Consider the following 23875-nt stretch of genomic DNA (forward strand, 5'->3'; position numbering starts at 1 on the left):
GCGACAGTCGCCACGCTGTCCGGGCGTCGGCCTGACCCGGCCGGACGCGACGGTACCGTGGGCGGCATGACCGACCAGCAGCCCGTCCGCCGCGCGTACGCCGGCACGGACCCGACCGCCGGTGGCGAGGCCGGCCAGGCGCTGGGCGTCGGTCGTGACTGATCAGGGTTCCGCCGGGCCGGACCGGAGCACCCTCCGGCTGGCGCTGGTGGTCGGCGGGCTGGTGCTGGCGGTGTTGCTCGGCTTCGGCCTCGGCCGGCTGAACACCACAGGTGCCGCCACCGGCAACCCGTCGTTGGCAGCCGAGCACACCGATCCGCCGGGCGTCGCGCCGCACAACCACGGCTCCGCCACGGTCACCGACCAGGGCGCGGCTACCGAGCCGGGCGGTCTGGCGGTCAGCGCGGCCGGGTTCACCCTGGCCCCCCTGGCCAGCGAGTTCGTGGCGGGCCGCCCCGGTCAGCTCCGCTTCCAGGTGCGCGACGGGCAGCGCCGGCCGGTCACCCGGTTCGCCATCGTGCACGACAAGCCGATGCACCTCATCGTCGTCCGACGGGACCTGACCGGTTACCAGCACCTGCACCCGGCCATGGCGGCCGACGGCACCTGGTCGGTGCCGTTGACCCTCGTGCAGCCCGGCCTCTGGCGCGCGTACGCCGATTTCACAGTCGTCGCCGACAACGGCGCGCAGACCGCGGTGGTACTCGGCACGGACCTGGTGGCGCCCGGCGACTACCAGCCTCGTCCACTGCCGGTGCCGGCCACCTCGACGACCGTGGACGGCTTCACCGTGGGCTACCAGGGCACTCCGCAGGCCGGGACGACCGTGCCGCTGACCTTCCGAGTGGACGGCGGTGGCGGCGCAGCCCCGCTGGAGCGGTACCTCGGGGCGTACGGGCACCTGGTGGCGTTGCGCGAGGGCGACCTCGGCTACCTGCACGTGCACCCGGAGACCGAGCTGGTGGACGGTCAGATCAAGTTCTGGTTGACGACTCCCGGCCCGGGCCGCTACCGCCTCTACCTCGACTTCCAGGTGAGCGCCGAGGTCCGAACCGCCGAATTCACCCTGACCGTCCCCTAGGCCTCGGCCCCCACCCTCTCCCGGTGATCATGAAGTTATCGCCTCTCGCCACGGCGTGTCGGGGCAATAACTTCATGATCAACAGCCCCGGAACCGGGGGGTGGGGTGGGGGTTGGGGTTGGGTTAGCCGGCTCGGCGGATGGGGCGACGGGCCAGGTAGCGGAGCAGGTCGCGGATGTGGTGCTTCTCCTCGGCGGGGACCGTGGGGTCGGCCAGCCGGTCCAGGATGGCCCGGACGTCGGCCTCGACCGGGCCGTCGTCCTGGCGGCGGCGGGGCGCGGGGCCGGCATCGGGCAGCCCGAGCGCGCGGAACGCGGCGGCGACCGGCAGATCCAGTGCGGCGCAGAAGCCGCGCACCTTGGCCAACTCGGGATAGTCCTGCCAATCACCGGCCAGCCAGCGGAAGACGGTGGATCGACCCACGCCCGTGTGCGAGGCAAGATCAGTCACGGTCCAACCACGTTCGTCGCGAGCGTCATCGATGGCGCGCCGGACGAAGCGGGCGAAGGCCATCTGCGGTGATACGTCGGCGGATCCCATCCCTGTGTGTCTTCCCCTCCCACCGGAGCACCGGGACGATGCGCCTTCCGAGGGTAGTACGCCCAGACCCGGAAACAATTGACTGACCGCACAAACTGTCCCGTGGACGAGACTTTTCTCTGGAACCGTGTGTGCAGAACGAAAATTGCATCCAGCGATCATCATCGTTCTTCCATTAAGCTCGGTGCCCGTCCCGACATGGCGTCCGTCGCCTGCCGCGTCCGACCGGACCACCGCCGAGGAGCACCATGGCCGAATCGAGCCGCCCCCAGCCGTACCAGCCCGGTGCGGTGAGCCTCTTCTTCGTCGCCAAGGCCGGCGTCTTCGCTGCCGGGTTCTGGGTCTGGTTGCTGGTCCTGGTGCTCCGCACCGACTCGGCGACCGGTCTCCAGGTGCTGGCCGCCACCGGCACCATCACCACCACGCTGGTCGCGGTCCTGCTCGGTGCCCGGATGGCGTTGCAACACAACGCCGCCATCCGGCACGCCGAGGTGAAGAGGCTGCTGGTGGACATCTCCTGGAACGCCTTCGCGGCAGCCGGCAACGCCGAGACCGGCGGCAAGGTCGTACCATTCCCGACCGCCCCGGGCGACGGTGAGTGGGCCGCCGAGCGACCCGCCGCCGACCGGGTGTCGGTCCTCGACCGTGGTGCCAGCGGGCGCAACGGTGGCCGGGACCGCCGACGCTAGCCACCCAGGAGCTAGGGCGTCTCTCCGGCGGCCAGCAGCGTCTCCAGCCGGGGGGTGACCTGCCACTGGTCCACCAGCTCGCGGTACTCCGCGCGCTGCGGCTCGGTCGCCCCGGCACCGGTACGACGTGCGCGGATCAGCAGGTTACGCGGGGTGTGCTGCGAGTCCACGAACTCCACCACCTCCGCCCGGTACCCGTGTACGCGCAGCAGCCCGGCGCGCACGGCGTCGGTGAGCACGTCGGCGAAGCGTTCGCGCAGGATGCCCTGGCGGGTCAGCAGCTCGTACGGGGCCGGGGCGGGGTGCGCGCGGAGCTGCTTCGCCAGGTCGTGGTGGCAGCACGGCGCGGCGAGCACCCAGCGGGCCTCCCAGCGCACCGCGCGGGCCAGCGCCTCGTCGGTGGCGGTGTCGCAGGCGTGCAACGCCAGCACCAGATCGGGGGCGGGGTCGACGACGGCGTCGGCGATCGTCCCGGCCACGAAGCTGACCTGATCGGCCCAGCCCAGCCGCTGCGCCAGCTCGGTGTTGCGCCGCCGCTGGTCCTCGCGGACGTCCACGCCGATCAGCTGGACGTCGAGCCCTCGGCTCGTCAGGTAGCGGTACGCGGCGAACGTCAGGTAGGCGTTGCCGCAGCCCAGGTCGACCACCCGTAGCGGACCGGTCAGGTCGTCGGGCAGGGTCGCGGCCAGAGCCCGCAGGAACGCGTCCACCTGGCGGCGCTTGGCCGCCGAGCCGCCGATCTCGGCGAAGATCGGGTCACCCGGGTCGAGCAGGTATTCCTTCGTCCGGTCGTTTCCGGTGGGGGTCGCCGCCGGGCGGGACGCCGCGGCCCGGTGCACCTGCGCCTCACCGGACTTGGTCACCCGCAGCTGGAGCGTCGCGTCGGCCGTCTCGACGTGCCAGTTGCCGAACGGCTCGGCGAGCAGTTCGTCGACCGCCGCAGCGGCCTCGGGACCCGAGGCGATGTTGCGGGTGTACGGGCGAGCGCCGTCGGACGTGGTGATCTGCATCCGGGGCCCGGCCTTGAGCGTCACCGGCCGCAGCTCGGCCCGCTCAACGGTGGGGCGGCGCCCGCGGCGGCGTCCGGCGGCGACCGCCCGGGTCAGCGCGGGGTCGAGCAGCAGCGCCCGAACCTCGGTCAGGGCGGCGTCCAGTGGTTGCGGCATCGTTCCATTTTCAGCAGGTGGGGTGGGAGAAGGGAACATCCCCCGCACCGCGCGAGGCGGTGCGGGGGATGTCAGGTGTGGCTGGTGGTCAGTCCGCGGTCGCCTCGGCCGGCGTACCCGCGCCGGAACCGCCACCACGGCGGCGCCGGCGGCGGCGCGGCTTGGACGCCTCGCCGTCGGACGCGGCGGCCGGCTCGGCGGGGCTGGCGTCGGCGGAGATCACCGCGGTCGCCTCGCCCGCGACCACCTCGCCGGACCGGCGGCGACGCCGGCGGCGGGGGGTACGGGTGCCTTCGTCGTCGGCGTCCGCCACGGGCGCCTCGGCGACGGCCGGCGTTCCGGCGTCGGAGCGGTCGCGGCGGCCATCGCCCCGACCACGGCGCTCGCCGCGACCCTCGCCGCGGCTCTCACCGCGTCGGGGGCCCCGACCACCGCTGTCGCCCCGGCGGGAGCGGGTCGTCCCACCCAGATCCTCTTCGATCTCGGCGGACAGCCCGGCCCGGGTGCGCTCGGCCGTGGGCAGCGTGCCGCTGACCTCGGTGGAGATGTGCAGGTCGGTGTAGAGGTGCGGCGACGTGTGGTACGTCTCCGGCGGCTCCGGCATCTCCAGACCGAGGGTCTTGTCGATGATCCGCCAGCGCGGCATGTCGTCCCAGTCGACGAAGGTCACCGCGACACCCGTCGCGCCGGCCCGGCCGGTACGACCGATCCGGTGGGTGTAGGTGTCCTGGTCTTCCGGGCAGTCGTAGTTGATGACGTGGGTGACGCCGGTGACGTCCAGCCCACGGGCCGCCACGTCGGTGGCGACCAGGATGTCGATCTTGCCGGCCCGGAAGGCCCGCAGAGCCCGCTCGCGGGCGCCCTGGCCGAGGTCACCGTGCACCGCGGCGACCGCGAACCCGCGGAAGTCGAGGTCCTCGGCGACCCGGTCGGCGGCCCGCTTGGTACGCGTGAAGATCATGGTCAGCCCACGCCCCTCCGCCTGGAGGATGCGCGCCACCACCTCGACCTTGTTCATCGAGTGGGTGCGGTAGACCAGTTGCTGGGTCTGCGGCGACGGGCCGGTCTCGGCGGTGTGCCCGGCGTGGATCGTCATCGGTTGGCGCAGGAAGCGCCGCGACAGGGTGACGATCGGGTCCGGCATGGTGGCCGAGAAGAGCATCGTCTGCCGGTCTTCCGGGAGCATCGCCAGGATCTTCTCGACGTCGTCGAGGAAGCCCAGGTCGAGCATCCGGTCGGCCTCGTCGAGGACGAGTGCGTGCACCCGGTCCAGTCGGAGGTGCTTCTGCTTCTGCAGGTCCATCAGTCGGCCGGGAGTGCCGACCAGGATCTCGACGCCCTTGCGCAGCGCGTCGATCTGCGGCTCGTACGCCACTCCGCCGTAGATCGGCAGCACCCGGACGCCGCGCGTCCGGCCGGCAGCGGCCAGATCCTTGGCGACCTGGATGCCCAGCTCACGGGTGGGGACGACGACCAGCGCCTGGGGGACGCCGTCGCTGCCCTCGCCCGGGGCGAAGACCCGGTCGAGCAGTGGGACGCCGAAGCCGAGGGTCTTGCCGGTGCCGGTGGGCGCCTGACCGATCAGGTCGACGCCGCGCAGCGCGATCGGAATCGCGTACTCCTGGATGGCGAAGGCGCGGGTGATGCCAGCCGAGGCCAGGGCCTCGACGGTCTCGGCGCGGGCGCCGAGTGCGGCGAACGTGGGGGCCTCCGGTCGAACCGGGGCGATGGGGGCCAGTTCCTGGCCGTCCAGCAAATCTTGAGTCAGGTCGCTCATGTGGATGTGGGGGTGCCCTCTCGTGGGTGCGCCCGTCATGTCCTCAGGGCGCGTTCGGTATGACGCGGGCCACACGGTCGGCGGCAGATTGCCGAGCCGGACCGGGCCGCACGCGCGCCGCGGGCTGAGCTTCGATCAGATCGGCGCCCACGGCAACTGCTCCATGTTACCTGAACAGGCACGCCCCCGTCCCGATTCCCAGTCGGCCCCTCGCCACGCGGGGCAAGCAAATGTGACCTAGACCACAACCGCTGCCCTGCCTCGCGCTGCGCAGGCCTCGCGCGGGCCTCGCGCAGGCCTCGCGCGGGCCTCGCGCAGGCCTCGCGCCCGTCGGCGTCGATCATGGAGTTGTGGTGGGGTGCAAAGTTCGCAAATTATGTCAAGGCGGGCACCAGTACTCCATGATCGACCCGGAGATGGCGGGACGCCCGCGCAGAGCGATACGCGGTAGCCTGCCGCTCGTGTCTGCTTTCGCCGTCGCTGACCTTTTGGGTCTCGTCGCCTTCGGTGAGCTGCTCGCCTTCGAGCGGATGGCCGGCGACGCCCGGCTCGCCCCCGACCTGCGCCGCCGGGCCGCGTTGAACGAGATGGCCGCGGCCGAGATCGTCAACTACCGGCGCCTCGCCGACCGGCTCACCGCGCTGGGCGTGCCGCCGGAGGATGCGATGGCGCCCTATGTCGAGCCGGTGCAGGCGTACCACGACTCGACCGAGCCACGGGACTGGGCGGAAGTGGTCACCAAGGCGTACGTCGGCGACGCGATCACCGACGACTTCGTTCGCGAGATCGCCGATGCGCTGGAGGAACCGGACCGGGGGTTGGTGCTGGACGTCCTGCACGACTCCCGGTACGCGGACTTCGCCGCGGCGGAGATCCGGCTGGCCGTCGCCGACGACCCCCGGGTGGCTGGTCGGCTCTCGATGTGGGCCCGGCGGCTGGTCGGAGAGGCGTTGTCCCAGGCCGGCCGCGTCGCCGCCGAGCGGGCCACCCTCACCGCGCTGGTCGCGCGGGACGGCCGGGTCGACGTGCCTGGGCTGTTCGGCAGGCTCACCACCGCGCACACCGCGCGGATGGCCGCCGCCGGGCTGAACAACTGACCGCCCGGCCGGGTCGGGCCGGTGCCGGCCTGCGGCAGGTGGCCAAGTGCCGACCTGCCGCGATGGCCGGACCGGTCAGCGGACGGTGAACCCGACCGCCCGGGGCGACGCCTCGGCGATCTCCACGTAGGCGACCTTCTCGACCGGAACGATCACCCGCCGGCCCTTCTCGTCGGTCAGGGAGAGCGTGCCGCCGTTGCCGGCGAAGGCGTCGGTCACGATCTGCTCGATCTCGGCCGGCGACTGCGCGCTGTCCACTACCAGCTCGCGCGGCGCGTACTGCACGCCGATCTTGACCTCCACTGTGCCTCCTCAACTGGGGCGAAAGAACCGCCCTGCGAAGGCTATCCGATCACGGGGTCGACGGTCAGGCTGACTCACCTTGCAGCGGGAAGCTCGCGATGCCCCGCCACGACAGCGCGGCCACCAACGCCTCGGCCTCGGCCTTCGGCACCTGCCGGCCACCGGCCAGCCAGAACTGCGCGGCCGTCTCCGCCGCGCCGACCAGCCCGGAGGCGAGCAACTCGGCGTGCGCCCGGCTCACCCCGGTGTCGGAGATGATGGTGTCGGTGATCGCCGCGATGCAGCCCTGCTCGACCCGCTCCACCCGCTGCCGCACCGCCGGGTCGTTGCGCAGATCCGACTCGAAGACGAGCCGGAACGCCTCGCTCTCGTGGTCGACGAAGTCGAAGTACGCCCGCACCGACGCGCCGACCCGCTCCTTGTTGTCGCTGGTGCCGCGCATCGCGTCCTGCACCTGAGCGACGATGGCGTCACAGTGCGTGTCGAGCAGCGCCAGGTAGAGATCCATCTTTCCGGGAAAGTGTTGGTAGAGCACCGGCTTCGAGACCCCGGCCCGCTCGGCGATGTCGTCCATCGCGGCGGCGTGGTAGCCCTGCGCGACGAACACCTCCTGCGCCGCAGCGAGAAGCTGCTTACGGCGCGCGGAGCGGGGCAGGCGGGTGGGCCGGCCGGCGGTCTGTGCACCGTTCCCCGCAGCGGTCATGGGATCCTCCGAGTTCTCCGTACGAGCCGGCATTTTCCCCCCAGACCGGGCGAGGCCCGTGACCTCGGTCGTGGAAATGGCCCGCCGCTGTAACTTATCGCCACTCTCGGCACACGGTAGCCTCAGCGGGGGCGACCAAGGAGCGCGCGGTGAGTGAAACAGGGCAACCCGGAGCCGCCACCCCGGGAGAGCACGGTGACGGAGCGGGTCAGCACGACGACCCGAGCCGTTCCGTCAGCGGGTGGGCGCCTCCGGCGGGTGGGTGGCCCCGAGCCGCCGACCGCGAGGACGCCCGGGACGAGGCGCCGCGCTGGCAGCCGGACCCGGCGTCGGGCTGGCGGACGTCCTCGACACGGCACGGCGACCTGCCATCGCCGCTGGTCGGGCGGTCGGGCGACTCGGAGTCGCCGGCCCGCAGCAACGGCCACCACGTCAACGGCGTGCACCACCCGGACGACGTCAACGGCGTCCATCACCCCGGTCTCGAACCGCCGACGGGACGCCCCACCCCGGTGAGCGCGCCGCCCGGGCTGCCCGCCGAGGGTCGACCCGGGGCGGCCGGCGACCGGCTCGTGGTGCCCGCCCAACGTCCCGCACCTCCGGCGGAGCAGGGTGCCGTCGAGCCCGACCCGGGCCCCGCCCCGCACTCCACCGTCGATCCGGCCGCCGCGCACCGTGCCCGCTGGGCCGAGCCCGGGTTGCCCACCTCGGCCCCACCGGCCGTCCAGGTGCCGCCCGTCGGCACCGCGGCGTCGGGTTTCGAGGTGCCTCCCGGTTTCCACGCGCCGACCGGCGAGCGACCGGCCGCCGACGAGAATCCGACCGCGCCACGCGACTGGCGGGACCCGCTCGCCCCGGAGCACGCGGCGACCGCGGGACGCACCCCGGGCCCGGCTGGGCCCGCCGACGAGGGCGAGCCCGGTCGCGCCGCCGAGGGCGCCCGGCCGGCAGAGACACACCGCGCCGGAGACACGCACCTGCCCGGCGACACGCACCGGGCCGGGGAGTCGTCGGCCATCGAGCCCGACTGGTCGGGGCCGAGCTGGAACCGTCCGAGTTGGGGTGGCGGGTGGGCCCCACCCTGGTCCCGTCCGGACGACGAGCCGGTTGGCCCGGCAGCACGGGACGAGTCGGCGCCGGGCTGGGTCGCCGAGCCCAACCAGCCGTACGAGCCGGTGCGCGCCGAGGTGCCCCGCCCGTACGAGCCGGTGCGCGCCGATCCGCCCCGTGCGTACGAACCCGGCCGGGGTGGATCCGAGTCCACGCCGGAGCGCCCCGCCGAACCGACCAGCGCACCACCGGTTGACCGTCCGTCCTGGGCGGGGGGTGCGTCGCCGACCAGTGGTCCGCCGGCCGACCGTCCGTCCTGGGCCGGGGGTGCCACGCCGACCGGTGGGTCCCGGGCCGACCGTCCGTCCTGGGCTGGCGGGGCCGCCCCCGACCCCACCAGCGCGTCGCCCGCGCGTCCCTCCTGGGCTGGGGGGTCCGATCCGACGCCGACCAGCGTGCCGCCGGCGCGGCCGTCCTGGGCCGGCGGGTCCGAGGCAGCGACAAGCGTGCCGCCGGTACGACCGTCCTGGGCTGGCGGGTCCGAACCGCCGACGACCAGCGCGACGTCGACGCGGCCGTCCTGGGCCGGGGGTTCCGATCCGGCACCGGCCAGCGCGCCGCCGACGCGACCCTCCTGGGCCGCCAGCCCGTCAGCTGCCGACCCGCCCGCAGCGGCCGAGGCGTCACCTCCGGCACCCGCCAGCCCGCCTCCGGCACCCGCCGGGCCACCTCCCACGCTGACCGAGGCGCCACCGGCTCCGGCAGGCCCGTCGCTGGTCGCGGAGCGGCCGACCTGGACCGGCGGTTCGCCGACGGCGAGCAGTTCGCGGGCCGAGCGGCCGGACTGGTCCGAGGGTCGGATCCCCGCGACCCCGGTCGAGCGTCCGTCCTGGCCGGCCAGCCGATCGGCCAGCACCGGTGGGGGCGACGTCGGCGAGACGCCCGGCCGGTCCCGGCCCGAGGTCCGGCCGACCGCACCGTTCCGGCTCCGGCCGGAGTCACCCGAGCCCGGTCCGTCACCCGTCGAGGCGCCCCGACCGGCCGCGCCGGGCAGTGACCTGCCATCGAGTGACGCCACGCCGTCCTCCGCCGCAGCGGTCCCGCCCGCCGCCGCGAAGGGTTCCGGCCGCCGCGATCAGCCCGCGTCGGCGTCCGCCTACGCGGCGCGCCGATCCGCCCCCGACCCGACGTCGCCGGGGGACGATGGCCGGCAGTCGGACCCGAGCGCGGTGGTGCTGCCGCAGCGCGTCCCCGCGGAACCGGACGTGCCCGTCGTGCCGGAGCCGCCAGCCGTGGAGCCACCCGCCGAAACCCCGGAACTCGCCCGCATCGCCACCCACCTGCGTCGGGACGACGAGCCAGCCCCACTGCGGGAGCGCCCCGAGGGGTTCGACGTCAACGCCATCCTGGACGCCGTCCGGGAGGTGGCCGGTGTCCGCGACGCGGCCCTGCGCCGTACGCCGGCCGGGGCGCACAGCCTGCGACTGGACCTGGCCGACGGCGCCGACCCGGCCGAGGTGAGCCGGCAGGTGGCCCGGCTTCTCCAGGAGCGGATGGGGTTGGCCGCGGCCCCGCAGAACGTGCCCGGCCTGCCCAGCACGCCACCTCCACCGGTTCGCCGTCGCGCGGCCGAGCCCCGACCCGCCGAGCGGCGTACCCCGGAAACCAAGAACGCGGCTTCGCGCGATTCCGGCGAGGTTCGGGCGGCCGAGTCGCCAACTGTCGTCCGCCCTTCCGGCGCTCGGGTCGAGGCCCCGCCGGCCGGCCCGGAGCAGCGGACCAGCACGGACCCGACGCGCCGCCGCCGGTCGACCGCTCCGCACCGGGGTCGCGCCACGGTGGAGGAGCCCGGCTCGGTCTCGGCAGCGCCGACCGGCGGCGCGACCGGTAGCCCGGCGACGCTTGGCACGTCGTACTCCGGTGGTCAGGTGACCACGACGGAGTCGGCGCCGTCCCGGCCGCTGGAGACCGGCGACACGCCGGGGCCTCGCGTGGTGATCGACCACGTGCAGGTCAGCACCTTCGGCCTGGACGCGAACGTGGAGGTCCGGCTGCTGGCCGGGGGCGACAGCGCCTCCGGGTACGCCACCGGGCCGGCGGTGGACGGTTACGTGCTGCGGCTCTGCGCGGTGGCCGCGGCCGCCGCGGTGGACGAGTTGCTGCGCGGCGCCGACAACGCCGAGCGGGGGCGCTGCTTCGTCGAACACGCGGCGGTGGTGCCGTTCGGCAATTGCGAGGTGGCCACCGTGGTGGCGTTGCTGGTCTGTGAGGGTTGGGTCGAGCAGCTCGCCGGGTCGGCCCTGGTCGCGGGGGATCCGCGTCAGGCGGTGGTCCGGGCGACGCTGGCGGCGGTCAACCGTCGGCTGGAGGCGCTGCTGTCCTGAGTGGTCCGGGGCAGACTGGAACGATGAGAAGCGCCACCCTCTGGCCGGACCATCTGCTCCCCGATCACCGTGTCCCGCCGCCGTGGCCGGGTCGGGAAGTCCGGCTCGACGGCCGGGTCACGTACGTGCGGGACACCCCGGCCACCGCCGCTGGGGCGGAGCCGGCGCTGTACGTGCACGGGCTGGGCGGGTCGTCGCAGAACTGGACCGACCTGGCCGGGTTGCTCGCCGACCGGCTGGACGGTCAGGCCATCGACCTGCCCGGCTTCGGCCGTAGCGAGCCGGGCCCGCGTTACACGATCCCGGCCTTCGCGGATCTGGTCGTCCGCTGGATCGAGCATTCCGGTCGGGGTCCGGTGCACCTGTTCGGCAACTCGCTGGGCGGCGCGGTCGCGGTCCAGGTCGCCGGGCTCCGGCCGGACCTGGTCCGTACCCTCACCCTGATCTCCCCTGCGCTGCCGTTCCTGGATTTTCGGCGCTCGTTGCAGGGGCGGATGCTGCCGGTGCTCGCCATTCCACGCGGGGAACGGCTGGTCGCCCGACGACTCACCTCGCTCGCGCCCGAGGTGATGGCCCAGCAGGTGCTGGAGGCGTGCGTGGCCGACCTCAGCCGGATCTGCGATCAGCGCCGGGCCGAGGCGCTGGAGGAGATCCGGGTGCGGTACGAGGCCGAGCACTACGCCGCCGCGTACGTCCGGACGTTCCGTGGGCTGGTCTCCAGCTTCCTGCGGGCGTACCTGCCGGGGCCGGGGTCGCTGTGGCGTCTCGCCGAGGCGGTTCGCGCGCCGACCCTGGTCGTGGGCGGTCGGCAGGACCGCCTGGTCGACGTGCGGGTCGCGCCGCAGACCGCACGGGTCATTCCGGACAGCCGATTGATGATGCTCGACGGTGTGGGTCATGTGGCGCAGTTGGAGGTTCCCCGGCTGGTTGCCCGCGCGGTGGTCGGCCTGCTCGCCGAAACGGAGGACGCCGCGGGGCGGTCCGATCTGGCAGGCTGACGTGGATGCCCAGCTCAGCCCGCCTCCCTGGTCGCCGTCGGCGACGGTTCGCGCTGCTCGCCCAACTGGTGGCGGTGGTGGTGGCCGTCGGCGCGGCGGTGACCGTGATCGCCGAGGGGCCGGGCGGGCACCCCGGCGCCGACCGGCTGGCCGCCGAGGAGATCGGCACGCCGCCGCCGCTGGTGGCCGGGCCGCTGCCGCCGTCGGCCGAGCCCTCGCCCTCCGACGCGGTGCCGTCCAGCTCGCCCCCGCTGTTGCGGGTGCCCGGGGCGGTTCCGAGCGCCGGCACGGGCAGGTTCGGCTACCACCCCCGCTCCGGCCCGGTGCTGGGTCGGGCGGGTGAGCTGCGGCGTTACCGCGTCGCGGTGGAGTCGGGCAGTGGTGCGGACGCCGCCGAGTTCGCCCAGGCGGTTCAGGTGGCGCTCGCCGGGCCGGGCAGTTGGGTCGACAGCGGTCGGCTGCGGCTACAGCAGGTGCCCGGGGCTGCGCCTCGGGACTTCACCGTCTACCTGGCCACCGCCCGCACCGCGGGTCGGATGTGCGCCGAGGGTGGGGTGGACATCCGCATCGACGGTCGGCCGTACACGTCCTGTCGGGCGCCCGGCCAGGTGATCATCAACCTGGATCGGTGGCGGTTGTCCGTGCCGCACTTCGTCTCGGCCGGCGTGCCGCTGACCGTCTACCGGACGTACGTGGTCAACCACGAGGTGGGTCACCAGCTTGGGCATCGGCACGAGCGCTGCCCCGGTGCGGGCCGGCCGGCGCCGGTGATGATGCAGCAGACGCTCTTCCTCAACGGGTGCCGGGTCAACCCGTGGCCGTACCTGAACGGGCGTCGGTACACCGGCCCCGCTCTCTGAGCCGATCGGCCCGACACGCCGAGCACTGACCCCCATCAGGCGGGGTGCGGCAATAGCGATAAAAATGGAGAAATGCCCGAATAATCTGGCACGCTTGACTCCATGACGCCGTCGTCCCCTTACGGCCCGCCCCGGCCGCCCGACCACCGGTCGGCGTTTCGGGGTGTGCGTCCCGCGTTCGTCCGGATGCACAGGCGTCGTCGCCGCAGCGTGCTGCTCGGCCTGCTCGTGCTCGTGCTCGCCGCCGCCATCGGCGTGACGGTGAGCCGAGGCGGTGAGCCGTCAGGCGAGCCGCCGGCCACCACCCAGGGCGGAATGGGCCACGGAGGTGGGGTGGCCGCGCACCCGGCGCCCACCAGCTACCCGTCGGTCGGAGCGGGACGCTTCACGGTGGCCGACGGCGAGACACCTGTGCACGGCACGGACGGGCCGCTGCGCCGTTACCGGGTCGTCGTCGAACGCGGCGCCGGCCAGGACGCCGACGTGTTCGCCGCCAGGGTGGACGAGGTGCTGGCCGACCCGCGCAGTTGGATCGCGTCCGATGGGCTGCGGGTCCAACGGGTGGACGACGCCGGGGCCGCCGACTTCACCATCTACCTGGCCACCCCGGTCACCTCCGAGCAGATGTGCGCCGAGGGCGGGTTGACCACCGAGCGCTACACCTCCTGTCGCCTGCCCGGCCAGGTCATCATCAACCTGGCCCGCTGGATGGAGGCGGTGCCCGACTACGGCGCTTCGCTGGACACCTACCGGACCTACGTCATCAACCACGAGGTGGGCCACGAGTTCGGCGAGGACCACGAGGCGTGCCCCGGCCCGGGGGAGCCCGCCCCGGTCATGCAGCAGCAGACGTACGGCCTGCACGGCTGCGTCGCCAACGCCTGGCCATACCTCGACGGTCGTCGCTACGCGGGGGACATCGTCCCCTGATCGGCCGGGTCGTCGGTTATTCCCGCTCCCGCATACCGGACCACGTGTCGTCCCTCATGGCCGAGCGGGGCTCCCGCGAGCAACAATGGCGCGGTTCACACCGCCGATCCCGGGGAGTCCACCGTGTCGTTGCCCCCGCTCGTCGAGCCCGCCGCCGAGCTGACCGTAGACGAGATCCGCCGCTACTCACGTCACTTGATCATTCCGGACGTCGGGGTGACCGGCCAGAAGCGGCTGAAGAACGCCCGGGTGCTCTGTGTCGGCGCCGGTGGCCTCGGGTCGCCCGCCCTCATGTACCTCGCCGCGGCCGGGGTCGGCACGCTCGGCATCATCGACTTCGACACCGTCGACGAGTCCAACCTGCAGCGCCAGATCATCCACGGCGTCTCCGACATCGGCCGGTCCAAGGCGGAGTCCGCCGCCGCGTCGATCCGCGAGATCAACCCGCTGGTCAACGTGGAGATCCACAACACCGCGCTGGACCGGGAGAACGTCCGCGAGATCTTCGCTGAGTACGACCTGATCGTCGACGGCACCGACAACTTCGCCACCCGCTACATGGTCAACGACGCGGCGGTGCTGCTCGGTAAGCCGTACGTCTGGGGCTCGATCTACCGCTTCGACGGCCAGGCGTCGGTGTTCTGGGCCGAGCACGGCCCCTGCTACCGCTGCCTCTACCCGGAGCCGCCGCCGCCCGGCATGGTCCCGTCCTGCGCTGAGGGTGGCGTGCTCGGCGTGCTCTGCGCGTCGATCGGCTCGATCCAGGTGAACGAGGCGATCAAGCTGCTCACCGGCATCGGTGAGCCGCTGGTCGGCCGCCTGATGGTCTACGACGCCCTGGAGATGGAATACCGCAAGATCAAGGTCCGCAAGGACCCGAACTGCGCGCTCTGCGGCGACAACCCGACGGTCACCGACCTGCTGGAAGACTACGAGGACTTCTGCGGCGCGGTCTCCGAGGAGGCCCAGGAGGCGACGCTCGACTCGACCATCACCGCCCTGGAGCTCAAGGAGTGGCAGGACGCCGGCAAGGACATCTTCCTCGTCGACGTGCGCGAGCCGGCCGAGTACGAGATCGTCCGGATCCCCGGCGCCACCCTGATCCCCAAGGGCGACATTATCTCCGGTGAGGCCCTCGCGAAGCTGCCGCAGGACCGGCAGATCGTGCTGCACTGCAAGTCCGGCGTCCGCTCGGCGGAGGCGCTCGCCGCGCTCAAGGCGGCCGGATTCAAGGACGCCGTGCACGTGCAGGGCGGCGTGCTCTCCTGGATCAAGCAGATCGACCCGTCGCTGCCCGCGTACTGACCAATCGAGCCGGGGCGGCCAGGCCGCCGTGCCGGGGCCGCCCACCGGCCGTGCCGGGGCCGCCCACCGGCCACACCGCCACACCGCCGGGCCGGGGCGGCCCACCGGCCGCCCCGGCGAATCGACGCAGATCACGCCGAGCGGCCGTCCGGCGGGAGCGACGCAGCCATTCCGGGCTGGCCGATTCTCCGAGGCGGCATCGCGTCTGCGCAGGTAGCGTCTCCGCCGTGGTCGACTTGGAAGCCGCGATCGGGTTCGTCGTGGCGCACGGGGATGCGGTGGAACGCGCCCGCCTCTCCTGGCTCCGCAACGGCACCCCCGTGCCCGCCGAGTTGCTGGAGACGGCCGAGGTCGGCCAGTCACCGGACGGCGGTTGGCCGGCCACCTGGGGCGGCGAGATCGCCTCGATCGACGCCACCTGCTTCCGGCTCGCCGAGCTGGACGACCTGGGCGCGCTCGGCCGTCCCGCCGCCCGCCGCGCACTGGACTGGCTGGCGTCCCGACAGCAGGCCGACGGCGGTTGGGAAGAGGACGTGTCGCTGACCGACTCGGCACCGGAGTGGGCCCGGCCCGGCGACCCGGAGGCCGGGTTCCTCGTGTCGGCCAACGCCGGTTTCTGGCTCACCGTCGCCGGCCTCGACGCCCGGGCCTCGGGTCCGCTCGATCATCGGGTCGGCGGGGCGTACGCCGGGGTGGTGCAGGCGGCGGCCCACTCGCTCGCCGCGCGGCTGCGCCCGGACGGTAGCTGGCCGTCGTTCCTCGCCGCCGGTTGGCTGAGCGCGGCCGTGCTGCACCGGCAGGAGATGTTCCAGGAGTCGGCGCGGATCCAGGTGGTGCTCGCCGAGCGGATGCCGAAGATGTCCCCGGGGGACGTGGCGTGGCTGGCGGCCACGCTGCGCTGCGCCGGGATCGACCTACAAGACTGGATCATGGTGCGGGCGCTGCGTCGGCTGACCGAGACCCAGCGCAGCGACGGCGGCTGGGAGAGCGAGGACGGCCACCAGTTCGACGTGCACGCCACGCTGGCCGCGATCCGGGCGGCCCGGCCCGCGCCGCCCGGCTGACCCCGCGCCCCCGCGCGCCCCCGCCCTCTGCGGCGATCTTGCAGTTCCTGTCGTCGATGTGCGCTGATTGCACCTTATGTCGACGCAGTAAGTGCAAGATCGCCATGTCGACGCAGTAAGTGCAAGATCGCCGCAGGGGGGCGGGGGTAGGGCTCTAGCGCAGGTGCCCGTCGCCGGTGACGACGTACTTGGTGCTGGTCAGCTCGGGCAGGCCCATCGGACCGCGGGCGTGCAGCTTCTGGGTGGATATGCCGATCTCCGCGCCGAAGCCGAACTCGCCCCCGTCCGTGAACCGGGTCGAGGCGTTCACCATCACCGCCGCCGCGTCCACCCTCGCGACGAAGTCGCGGGCCGCGCTCGCCGAGTCGGTGAGGATCGCCTCGGTGTGCCCGGTGCCGAAGCGGCGGATGTGCGCGACCGCCGCGTCCAGCGAGTCGACCACCGCCACCGAGATGTCGGCGGACAAGTACTCGGTGGCGTAGTCCTCCTCGGTGGCCGGGACCACGGCTGCGGAGTACGCGGCCACCTCGGGTGAGCCGTGCACTGTCACCCCCGCCTCGGCGAACGCGGCCAGCACCGACGGCAGGAACGCGTCGGCGATGCCGGCGTGCACCAGCAACGACTCGGCCGTGTTGCAGGTGGACAGGCGTTGCGTCTTGGCGTTCAGCGTCACCGCGACGGCCTTCGCCAGGTCGGCGGCGGCGTCGACGTAGACGTGGCAGTTGCCCACCCCGGTCTCGATCACCGGCACTGTCGACTCCTCGACCACGGTGCGGATCAGCGACGCGCCACCGCGCGGAATGAGCACGTCGACGAGCCCTCGGGCGCGCATCAGCTCCTTGACCGAGTCACGGGAGCTGGCGTCGAGCAGCTGCACCGCGTCGGCGGGCAGACCGGCCCCGGCGACCGCGTCGCGCAGCACCGCGACCAGCGCGGCGTTCGAGTGCGCGGCCGACGACGACCCCCGCAGCAGCGCCGCGTTGCCGGACTTGAGGCAGATCCCGGCGGCGTCCACTGTCACGTTGGGCCGCGCCTCGTAGATGATGCCGACCACTCCGAACGGCACCCGGATCTGGCGCAGCTCCAGGCCGTTGGGCAGGGTGGACCCGCGGACCACCTCGCCGACCGGGTCGGGCAACGCGGCCATCTCGCGCAGCGCGTCGGCGATGCCGGCCACCCGACCGGCGTCGAGCGCGAGCCGGTCCAGCACGGCCGCGCTCAGTCCGGCCTCGCGGCCGGCCGCCAGGTCCGTCTCGTTCGCGGTCAGGATCTCCGGGGTACGCGCCACAAGCGCGTCGGCCATCGCCACAAGCGCGGCGTCCTTGACCGTACGCGTGGCCACGGCCAACTCCGCGGCGGCGTCCCGCGCCCGTCGCGCCTGCTCAACCACGCTCATGCCGGCACTCCGCTGCGCTCCGTGCCGCCCTGAGGCACCAAAGCCCTGAGCCGATGACTCGCTCGCTGACGCTCACTCATTGTTGACTCCTTAGAGCAGCACCAGGTCGTCGCGGTGGACGACCTCTCGTTCGTACGCCGGGCCGAGCGCCGCGGCGAGTTCGGACGTGGAGCGGCCGAGCAGCCCGGGTAGCTCCACCGCGTCGTAGTTGACCAGCCCTCGGGCGACCGATGCGCCGGCGGTGTCCACCAGGTCCACCGGGTCGCCGGCGGTGAACGTGCCGTCCACGGCGGTGATGCCGGCCGGGAGCAGCGACTTGCGCCGCCCGACGACGGCGGCGACCGCGCCCGGGTCGAGGTGCAGCCGGCCCCGGGGTGAGGTGGCATGGGCCAGCCAGAACAGCCGGGCCGTCGGGCGTTGCCGCTGCGGGTGGAAGAGCGTGCCCACCGGTTCGCCGGCCAGCGCCTGCGTGGCCAGGTCGGCGGCGGTGAGCACCACCGGGATGCCGAAGCCGGTGGCGATCCGGGCCGCCTCGACCTTGGTCACCATGCCGCCGGTGCCGACGCCGGACCGGCCGGCCCCGCCGATGGTGATGCCGGCGAGGTCCGCGTCGTCGCGCACCTCGGCGATCCGGGTCGAGTGCGGGTTGGTGGGGTCGCCGGTCCAGAGCGCGTCCACGTCGGAGAGGAGCACCAGCAGGTCGGCGTGCACGAGCGCGGCCACCAGGGCGGCCAGCCGGTCGTTGTCGCCGAACCGGATCTCCTGGGTGGCCACCGTGTCGTTCTCGTTGACGATCGGCACCGCCCGCAGGTCGAGCAGCTTGCGCAGCGTCCGGTACGCGTTGCGGTAGTGCGCCCGCCGGGTCACGTCGTCGACGGTGAGCAGCACCTGCCCGACGGTGCGGCCGTGCCGGGCGAAGCTGGCCGCGTACCTGCCGATCAGTAGCCCCTGCCCGACGCTGGCGGCGGCCTGCTGGGTGGCCAGGTCGCGCGGGCGTCGGGACAGCCCGAGCGGGGCGAGCCCGGCGGCGATGGCGCCGGAGGACACCAGCACCACCTCGCGGCCTTCCGCGGTGAGCCGACCGAGGGTGTCGACCAGCGTGTCGACGCGCTCGTCGGCCAACCCGCCGGTGGCGGTGGTCAACGAGGAGGATCCGATCTTGACGACGACCCGCCGGGCCGTCGTGACTGCGTCGCGCACCCGACCATTCTGCGTGGTCACGGCCGCACCGCCCGGCGGCGTTCCCATATGGTGGCGGATTGTGACTCCTGACGAGTACGTCGAGGCGGTGCTCGACCTGGTCGAGCGGATCCCGGAGGGCCGGGTCATGTCCTACGGCGGGGTGGCCGACGCGCTGTCCGAGCGCTCGGGACGCGCCTCGGCCCGGCTGATCGGCAACATCATGGCCCGGCACGGAGGCTCGGTGCCCTGGCACCGGGTGGTGACGGCGAGTGGTCGCCTGCCGCCGGGGCACGAGCGGGAGGCGCGGGCCCGACTGCGGGCCGAGGGAGTGCCGCTGCGCGGCGAGGGAGTGGACATCACGGCAGCGGGCTGGTCGCCTGATGAGGGGATGTGACCGCCGTCCTAACGTGAGTAACATTCGGGCCCATGAAAACGCCGCCGGGCGCCGGCTCGTCAGCCAACGGCTCGCTGCCCCGCTCGGTGCACGCCGGCTACGCGCTCGGTTCACTGGCGACCGGAGCGTTCGGCACCGTCCCCGGCCTGCTGCTGTTGCCCTACCTGACCGACACCCTGGGCGTGGCCGCCGGGCTGGCCGCCCTGCTGGTGCTGCTGCCCAAGGCCTGGGACGTGTTGGTGAACCCGGTCGCCGGGCGGATCTCCGACCGCACCCGGTCACGGTGGGGAGCCCGCCGGCCGTATCTGCTCGTCGCCGGCCTCGCGCTCGCCGTCCTGTTCGCGTCGATCTTCGCCGCGCCCTTCGGCAACGGCCCGGCCGCCGTGGCGTACGTGGCGTTCGCCTTCCTCGCCACCGCCACCGCGTTCGCCTTCTTCCAGGTGCCGTACGTGGCGATGCCGGCGGAGCTGACCGGCGACTACGCCGAGCGCACCCGGTTGATGACCTGGCGGATCGCGGTGCTGGCGCTGGCCATCCTGGTCTCCGGCGCGGTCGCGCCGCTGGTGGTGAGCGCCGGCGGTGACGGTGTGGTCGGGCACCGCTGGATGGGTCTGTTCGTGGCCGTGCTGATCGCCCTCGGCGCGATCGGCGCGTTCCTGGGCACCCGGTCCGCGCCGACCGGCACGGTGGGCGAGAGCGAGCCGACCCTGCGCGCCCAGCTCGCCGTGGCCGGCGCCAACCGGCCGTTCCGGGCGCTGCTGATCTGCTTCGTGGTGCAGTCCGCCGGGGTGGCGACGATCCTGGCCGGGGTCAACTACTTCGCCGGGCAGATCCTGCGCGACGAGGAGAGCGGGCCGACCCTGCTCTTCGTCTGCTTCGTCGGGCCGGCGCTGTTGGTGATGCCGATCTGGACTCGGATCGGTGCCCGCCTGGGCAAGCGGACCGCGCTGGTCGTCGCCTCGCTGATCCTCGCCATCGGTGCGTTCGCCCTGGTCGCCGCGCCGGTGCTGCCGCCGGTCGCCGTCTATCTCGTGGTCGCGCTGATCGGCGTCGGGTACGCCGGGCAGCAGGTCTTCGCGCTGGCCATGCTGCCGGACTGCATCGCGCACGAGACGGCGCGCACCGGTCGACGGCAGGCGGGCGTCTTCACCGGGCTGTGGACCGCCGGGGAGACCTTCGGCCTGGCGCTCGGCCCGGGAATCTACGGCCTGGTGCTCCAGCTCTCCGGCTACGTCTCCTCCGACACCGGCTCGGCGGCGGCCCAGTCCGACACGGCGAGACTGGGAGTGCTCCTCGGCTTCACGCTGATCCCGGCCCTGCTGATCGCCCCTCCGATCCTCCTGCTCCGCCAGTACACCCTCACCGCCCACAGCGACCGGGTCGATCACGGAGTTGTGGTGGGGGACGAAAGTCGTTGACCGTCACGAGAAGGGCACCATGACTCCATGATCGACGAGAACAGGGTTGAGGCTGGGGCGCTTCCCGCTGCCGGCGTTCCCGCCGAGGTTGCCCTTTCCGAGGTTCGGCAGTTGCGGGGCGCGGACCGGCCCACCCACGGGGGACGGCTGTTCGCGTACGTCTACGACCCGGCGGTACCGGGGCTGGACGACCTGGCCGCCGCCGCCCACCGGGAGAGCGCCCACGTCAACGGCTTGGACCCGACCGCGTTCCCGTCCCTGCTGGCCATGGAGAACGCGCTCGTCGGCGCCGCCGGCCGGGTGCTGGGCGCCGGCCCGGGCACCACCGCCCCGGACGTCGTCGGCAGCGTCACCAGCGGCGGCACCGAGTCGCTGATCCTCGCCGTCAAAACGGCCCGGGACGCCCACCCGGAGATCACCGCACCCCGGATCGTGGTGCCGTCGAGCGCGCACGCCGCGTTCGCCAAGGCGGCGCACTACCTGCGGGTGGCGCTGGACGTCGTGCCGGTCTCCCCGGAGACGCTGCGCCCCGACCCGGCCGCGATGGCCGCCGCGATCCGCCCGGAGACGGTGCTTGTCGCCTGCTCCGCGCCGTCGTACGCGCACGGGGTGGTCGACCCGGTCGCGCAGATCGCGGCCGCCGCGGCCGAGGCCGGGGTGCGCTGTCACGTGGACGCCTGCTTCGGCGGCTGGACCCTGCCGTACCTGCGCCGCCTCGGGGAGCCGGTGCCGGCGTTCGACTTCGCGGTGCACGGGGTCACCTCCATCTCGGTCGACCTGCACAAGTACGCGTACGCCCCGAAGGGGGTGTCGGTGCTGCTGCACCGCGACGCCACCCTGCGCGCCCCGCAGTACTTCGCGTACGCCGACTGGCCCGGCTACACGATGATCAACCCGGTGATCGCGTCCACCCGCTCGGGCGGCCCGATCGCCGCCGCGTACGCCACCGTGCGGCACCTCGGCGACGACGGTTACCTGCGGTTGGCCGCCGTCACCCGGGACGCGGTCGCCGGTCTGGCCGACGCGGTCCGTGCCGTCGACGGGTTGCGGCTGATGGCCGAGCCGGAGTCGACAGTGGTCTGCTTCACCGCCACCGAGGGTGGCCCCGACCTGTTCGTCCTGGTCGACGAGCTGACCGCGCGGGGCTGGCACACCCAACCCCAGCTCTCGTACGCCGGTCTGCCCGCCAGTGTGCACCTCACGGTGACCGCTGCGGTCGCGCCCCGGGTGGCCGAGTTCGGGCCGGACCTGGCCGAGGCGGTGGCCGCGGCCAGGGCCGCCGGCCCCGTGCGGCTGCCCGCGGAGTTGGGCGCGATGGTCGGTGCCATCACCCCGGATGCACTGACTCCGGAGATGGTCGTCGGGCTGGCCGCCGGCCTGGGTCTGGGCGGCGATCCGGACGCGGGCCCACTGCCGGAGCGGATGGCGCTGGTGAACACGCTGCTCGACGCCGCGCCATCGGCGCTGCGCGAGCGGTTGCTCGTCGAGTTCGTCAGCCTGCTCCAGCGCCCCACCTGGGCACCCAGCTGACCGTGCGGCACCGGGCCCGGCCGGCAGTACCGGCCGGGCCCGATCGGCCGGGTCAGGAAACCACCCGCACCTTCACGTAGTTGTCTTTGAACGTCCGGTCCTGCCAGTGCCGGTCCTGGTCGTCGAAGTGCACCACCCGGACGCTGGGCTGGTTCAGCGGGGTCGGATCGACAAGCAGATGGAACGTGTACGCCCGGCGCTCCCCCGAGCGCAGGCCGGCCGAGCGGCAGGTGGTCCCCGACTCGTCGCCTCCCCGCCACGGCACGCAGATCGACGAGTCGGAGTTGTTCATCGCCCCGATGCGCTCGATTTCGGCGAAGCCGAGGTGCGCCACGTCCACCGGCCCCTTGTTCGTCACGGTCAGGGTCAGGGTGCCCGGACGCTTCCCGTCGGTGCCGGCCGGCCCGAGCGTGAGGTTGCCGCCGGTCAGCACCAGGTTGGTCAGCCGGGGGTCCTTGCCGAAGGACCTCGGCCCGTCGCTCTGGGTGAACCGGCCGTCGTGCCAGCGGTACGTCCGCCACTGCTTCTGCGCCCAGTAACTCGGCGTCGAGCAGCAGGGCTGGATGTCGGCCACCTCCGCCCGCACCCTCCCGTCCTCGGTGACGGAGGCGTCCGTGATGTCGTCGAGCCCCTCCTTGGTGCCGACGACCCGAGCCATGGTCACGATCCGACCGTGCCCGTCGCGGTCGAACGCCACGAGCTGTTTCGCCGAGGCCTCGCCGAGCCGGCAGGTGACCAGGGCGACCGTCTCGGTCGCGCCGTCGCCGTCCAGGTCGGTGTAGCTCAGGTCCAGGTCCGCCAGTGTCGACACACTCGTGTCGCGTCCCGAAGGCCGCAGCCGAACGTCCGAGGTGGCGCAGTTCGATGCGTACGAGGGCCAGGCCGGCAGGTCGACGCGGGCGGCCAGCAACTGCGCCCGGCTGATCCGGCCGTCCGGCGCGGCCGGACTCGTGGTCGTGGTGGTGCTGGGCGTGAGCGGGGTGGATGGCGTCGGTGCGGGAGCGCTCGTCGGCGGTGTCGTCGGCTCGCCGGTCTGCGCCGGCACCGGCACCGACCCGTCGTCCCGTAGGGCGGCGTTGGCGACGATCGGTGCGACCGCCAGGGCAATCGCCGTCACGGCCACCGCCACCGCCTTCGTGCGCCGACGCCGACGAAGGGTACGCCGGGCCTGGTCAGGTCCCGGACCGGTGATCTGGCAGACCGTCTCGGCGCGGTACGCGGCGAACCGGTCCCGTAGGCACGGATCGATGTCAGACATTGCCTGTCCCCTCGGTGCTCTCGTCGAGCAGTCCCGCCAGCGCCAGCCGACCGCGGTGCAGCCAGGACTTGACCGTGCCCTCGGCCACCCCCTCCTGACTCGCGATCTCGTTGACCGGCAGGTCGGCGAGGTAGTGCAGGATGACGGCCCGTCGGTGGTTGGCGGGCAGTTGGGCCAGCGCGGTGTCGATCGCCACCCGATCGGGCGTCGGCCCGGCCATCGTGGCCTCGGTCCGCCGCTGCCGGAGCAGGTGGTTGCGCGCGGTCCGGAGCCGTCGCCAGCGGCTCCGGGCGAGGTTCCAGGCGACCTGACGGACCCAGGCGACCGGGTCGTCGTACCGGGCCAGCCGGTCCCAGCGGGCCAGGGCCCGGCAGAACGCCTCCTGCGCGAGATCCTGGGCCTGCGAGAGGTCGCCCGTGTAGGCGCCCAGTTGGGTGGTCACGTTGCGGAAATGCGCGTGGTAGAAGTCGTCGAAGCTCACCGTCACGGTGTGCTCCCCGGCCATCGCGGCGATCGCCCCCGGTGGCTCGTTGGCACGGGCTCCCGTCATCACTGTCACTGCCCCTCCCCGTTCGCCGTCGGGCCCGTACCCGAGGCGGTCGTACCACTCGCTGATCTGCCGGGGTTGTTCCCGTGCTCCCCGTTGCGGCGGTCGTGCTCGGCGCGCCGTACCCCGTTAGAAGCCTCGAACGGGCCTCGGGGTTGCAGCCGGGCGCTGTGGTTGACTGTCGTGTGGGGGACAGGGAAGGG

General features: G+C 73.3%; 21 protein-coding genes. 12 read left to right on the forward strand and 9 right to left on the reverse strand.

Annotated features, from left to right (window positions below; genetic code table 11):
- Positions 1–154: 154 nt before the first annotated feature.
- Positions 155–1081 (forward strand): hypothetical protein, encoded by a 927-nt coding sequence (locus ACFYL6_RS23990; protein WP_387174371.1) that lies wholly within the window; start codon positions 155–157, stop codon positions 1079–1081.
- A 123-nt stretch (positions 1082–1204) separates the two neighbouring features.
- On the opposite strand, the gene ACFYL6_RS23995 is transcribed toward ACFYL6_RS23990, so the two are convergent.
- The gene (locus tag ACFYL6_RS23995; RefSeq protein ID WP_355426229.1) at positions 1205–1621 is read right to left on the reverse strand and encodes a helix-turn-helix domain-containing protein; all 417 of its coding nucleotides are present in this window, start codon (positions 1619–1621) and stop codon (positions 1205–1207) included.
- A 248-nt stretch (positions 1622–1869) separates the two neighbouring features.
- On the opposite strand from ACFYL6_RS23995, the gene ACFYL6_RS24000 reads away from it, so the two are divergent.
- Entirely contained in the window at positions 1870–2310 is a 441-nt protein-coding gene (locus ACFYL6_RS24000; RefSeq protein ID WP_387174373.1) for a hypothetical protein, read from the forward strand.
- Positions 2311–2321: 11 nt separating this feature from the next.
- On the opposite strand, the gene ACFYL6_RS24005 is transcribed toward ACFYL6_RS24000, so the two are convergent.
- Entirely contained in the window at positions 2322–3476 is a 1155-nt protein-coding gene (locus ACFYL6_RS24005; protein WP_387174375.1) for a class I SAM-dependent methyltransferase, read from the reverse strand.
- Positions 3477–3564: 88 nt separating this feature from the next.
- The gene (locus tag ACFYL6_RS24010) at positions 3565–5253 is read right to left on the reverse strand and encodes a DEAD/DEAH box helicase (protein WP_387174377.1); all 1689 of its coding nucleotides are present in this window, start codon (positions 5251–5253) and stop codon (positions 3565–3567) included.
- 461 nt (positions 5254–5714) lie between these two features.
- Here ACFYL6_RS24010 and ACFYL6_RS24015 point away from each other — a divergent pair, with 461 nt between their 5' ends.
- A complete protein-coding gene (locus ACFYL6_RS24015) occupies positions 5715–6350 on the forward strand; it encodes a ferritin-like fold-containing protein (protein WP_387174379.1) in 636 nt (211 codons plus the stop codon).
- Positions 6351–6425: 75 nt separating this feature from the next.
- Here the strand turns inward: ACFYL6_RS24015 and ACFYL6_RS24020 are convergent, their stop codons facing one another.
- Both ACFYL6_RS24020 and ACFYL6_RS24025 read right to left on the reverse strand, forming a co-directional pair.
- Positions 6426–6653: a DUF3107 domain-containing protein gene (locus ACFYL6_RS24020; RefSeq protein ID WP_179781071.1), complete on the reverse strand. Its 228-nt coding sequence runs from the start codon at positions 6651–6653 to the stop codon at positions 6426–6428.
- Between the two features lie 64 nt (positions 6654–6717).
- Positions 6718–7356 (reverse strand): TetR/AcrR family transcriptional regulator, encoded by a 639-nt coding sequence (locus ACFYL6_RS24025; RefSeq protein WP_110563158.1) that lies wholly within the window; start codon positions 7354–7356, stop codon positions 6718–6720.
- A 1208-nt stretch (positions 7357–8564) separates the two neighbouring features.
- On the opposite strand from ACFYL6_RS24025, the gene ACFYL6_RS24030 reads away from it, so the two are divergent.
- From ACFYL6_RS24030 to ACFYL6_RS24055, 6 genes are all read left to right on the forward strand, one after another.
- Positions 8565–10790, forward strand: a complete 2226-nt coding sequence (locus ACFYL6_RS24030; RefSeq protein ID WP_387174447.1) for a hypothetical protein — start codon at positions 8565–8567, stop codon at positions 10788–10790.
- Between the two features lie 23 nt (positions 10791–10813).
- A complete protein-coding gene (locus ACFYL6_RS24035) occupies positions 10814–11788 on the forward strand; it encodes an alpha/beta fold hydrolase (protein WP_387174381.1) in 975 nt (324 codons plus the stop codon).
- A 5-nt stretch (positions 11789–11793) separates the two neighbouring features.
- Positions 11794–12648, forward strand: a complete 855-nt coding sequence (locus ACFYL6_RS24040) for a DUF3152 domain-containing protein (RefSeq protein ID WP_387174383.1) — start codon at positions 11794–11796, stop codon at positions 12646–12648.
- Between the two features lie 102 nt (positions 12649–12750).
- Entirely contained in the window at positions 12751–13578 is an 828-nt protein-coding gene (locus tag ACFYL6_RS24045; protein WP_387174385.1) for a DUF3152 domain-containing protein, read from the forward strand.
- A gap of 123 nt (positions 13579–13701) precedes the next feature.
- The gene (moeZ, locus tag ACFYL6_RS24050) at positions 13702–14883 is read left to right on the forward strand and encodes an adenylyltransferase/sulfurtransferase MoeZ (protein ID WP_387174387.1); all 1182 of its coding nucleotides are present in this window, start codon (positions 13702–13704) and stop codon (positions 14881–14883) included.
- A 176-nt stretch (positions 14884–15059) separates the two neighbouring features.
- Positions 15060–15947 (forward strand): prenyltransferase/squalene oxidase repeat-containing protein, encoded by an 888-nt coding sequence (locus tag ACFYL6_RS24055; RefSeq protein ID WP_387174449.1) that lies wholly within the window; start codon positions 15060–15062, stop codon positions 15945–15947.
- Positions 15948–16101: 154 nt separating this feature from the next.
- Here ACFYL6_RS24055 and ACFYL6_RS24060 read toward each other — a convergent pair whose 3' ends face one another.
- Both ACFYL6_RS24060 and proB read right to left on the reverse strand, forming a co-directional pair.
- A complete protein-coding gene (locus ACFYL6_RS24060; protein WP_387174389.1) occupies positions 16102–17343 on the reverse strand; it encodes a glutamate-5-semialdehyde dehydrogenase in 1242 nt (413 codons plus the stop codon).
- A gap of 90 nt (positions 17344–17433) precedes the next feature.
- Positions 17434–18591, reverse strand: a complete 1158-nt coding sequence (gene proB / locus ACFYL6_RS24065; protein ID WP_238657422.1) for a glutamate 5-kinase — start codon at positions 18589–18591, stop codon at positions 17434–17436.
- 13 nt (positions 18592–18604) lie between these two features.
- On the opposite strand from proB, the gene ACFYL6_RS24070 reads away from it, so the two are divergent.
- From ACFYL6_RS24070 to ACFYL6_RS24080, 3 genes are read left to right on the forward strand one after another with little or no spacing between them, the layout of a single operon-like run.
- The gene (locus tag ACFYL6_RS24070; protein WP_387174391.1) at positions 18605–18919 is read left to right on the forward strand and encodes an MGMT family protein; all 315 of its coding nucleotides are present in this window, start codon (positions 18605–18607) and stop codon (positions 18917–18919) included.
- Between the two features lie 32 nt (positions 18920–18951).
- Positions 18952–20337, forward strand: a complete 1386-nt coding sequence (locus ACFYL6_RS24075) for an MFS transporter (protein WP_387174393.1) — start codon at positions 18952–18954, stop codon at positions 20335–20337.
- 27 nt (positions 20338–20364) lie between these two features.
- On the forward strand, positions 20365–21867 hold the full coding sequence (locus ACFYL6_RS24080; protein ID WP_387174395.1) for a pyridoxal phosphate-dependent decarboxylase family protein: 1503 nt from the start codon (positions 20365–20367) through the stop codon (positions 21865–21867).
- Positions 21868–21919: 52 nt separating this feature from the next.
- Here ACFYL6_RS24080 and ACFYL6_RS24085 read toward each other — a convergent pair whose 3' ends face one another.
- Both ACFYL6_RS24085 and ACFYL6_RS24090 read right to left on the reverse strand, forming a co-directional pair.
- Complete coding sequence (locus tag ACFYL6_RS24085) at positions 21920–23125, reverse strand: hypothetical protein (RefSeq protein ID WP_387174397.1); 1206 nt, start codon at positions 23123–23125, stop codon at positions 21920–21922.
- The gene (locus ACFYL6_RS24090; protein ID WP_387174399.1) at positions 23118–23684 is read right to left on the reverse strand and encodes a SigE family RNA polymerase sigma factor; all 567 of its coding nucleotides are present in this window, start codon (positions 23682–23684) and stop codon (positions 23118–23120) included. The genes ACFYL6_RS24085 and ACFYL6_RS24090 overlap by 8 nt, the downstream gene beginning before the upstream one ends.
- Between the last annotated feature and the right edge of the window lie 191 nt (positions 23685–23875).

The sequence above is a fragment of the Micromonospora sp. NPDC007208 genome, from assembly GCF_042869175.1.
Lineage (GTDB): Bacteria > Actinomycetota > Actinomycetes > Mycobacteriales > Micromonosporaceae > Micromonospora > Micromonospora foliorum.

Bases quoted from the DNA above. Each gene is read 5' to 3' on its own strand.
- ACFYL6_RS23995 (WP_355426229.1), bottom strand. From the start codon at position 1,621: ATGGGATCCGCCGACGTATCACCGCAGATGGCCTTCGCCCGCTTCGTC.
- ACFYL6_RS24000 (WP_387174373.1), top strand. From the start codon at position 1,870: ATGGCCGAATCGAGCCGCCCCCAGCCGTACCAGCCCGGTGCGGTGAGC.
- ACFYL6_RS24005 (WP_387174375.1), bottom strand. From the start codon at position 3,476: ATGCCGCAACCACTGGACGCCGCCCTGACCGAGGTTCGGGCGCTGCTG.
- ACFYL6_RS24010 (WP_387174377.1), bottom strand. From the start codon at position 5,253: ATGAGCGACCTGACTCAAGATTTGCTGGACGGCCAGGAACTGGCCCCC.
- ACFYL6_RS24025 (WP_110563158.1), bottom strand. From the start codon at position 7,356: ATGACCGCTGCGGGGAACGGTGCACAGACCGCCGGCCGGCCCACCCGC.
- ACFYL6_RS24035 (WP_387174381.1), top strand. From the start codon at position 10,814: ATGAGAAGCGCCACCCTCTGGCCGGACCATCTGCTCCCCGATCACCGT.
- ACFYL6_RS24040 (WP_387174383.1), top strand. From the start codon at position 11,794: ATGCCCAGCTCAGCCCGCCTCCCTGGTCGCCGTCGGCGACGGTTCGCG.
- ACFYL6_RS24045 (WP_387174385.1), top strand. From the start codon at position 12,751: ATGACGCCGTCGTCCCCTTACGGCCCGCCCCGGCCGCCCGACCACCGG.
- ACFYL6_RS24060 (WP_387174389.1), bottom strand. From the start codon at position 17,343: ATGAGCGTGGTTGAGCAGGCGCGACGGGCGCGGGACGCCGCCGCGGAG.
- proB (WP_238657422.1), bottom strand. From the start codon at position 18,591: ATGGGAACGCCGCCGGGCGGTGCGGCCGTGACCACGCAGAATGGTCGG.
- ACFYL6_RS24075 (WP_387174393.1), top strand. From the start codon at position 18,952: ATGAAAACGCCGCCGGGCGCCGGCTCGTCAGCCAACGGCTCGCTGCCC.
- ACFYL6_RS24080 (WP_387174395.1), top strand. From the start codon at position 20,365: ATGATCGACGAGAACAGGGTTGAGGCTGGGGCGCTTCCCGCTGCCGGC.
- ACFYL6_RS24085 (WP_387174397.1), bottom strand. From the start codon at position 23,125: ATGTCTGACATCGATCCGTGCCTACGGGACCGGTTCGCCGCGTACCGC.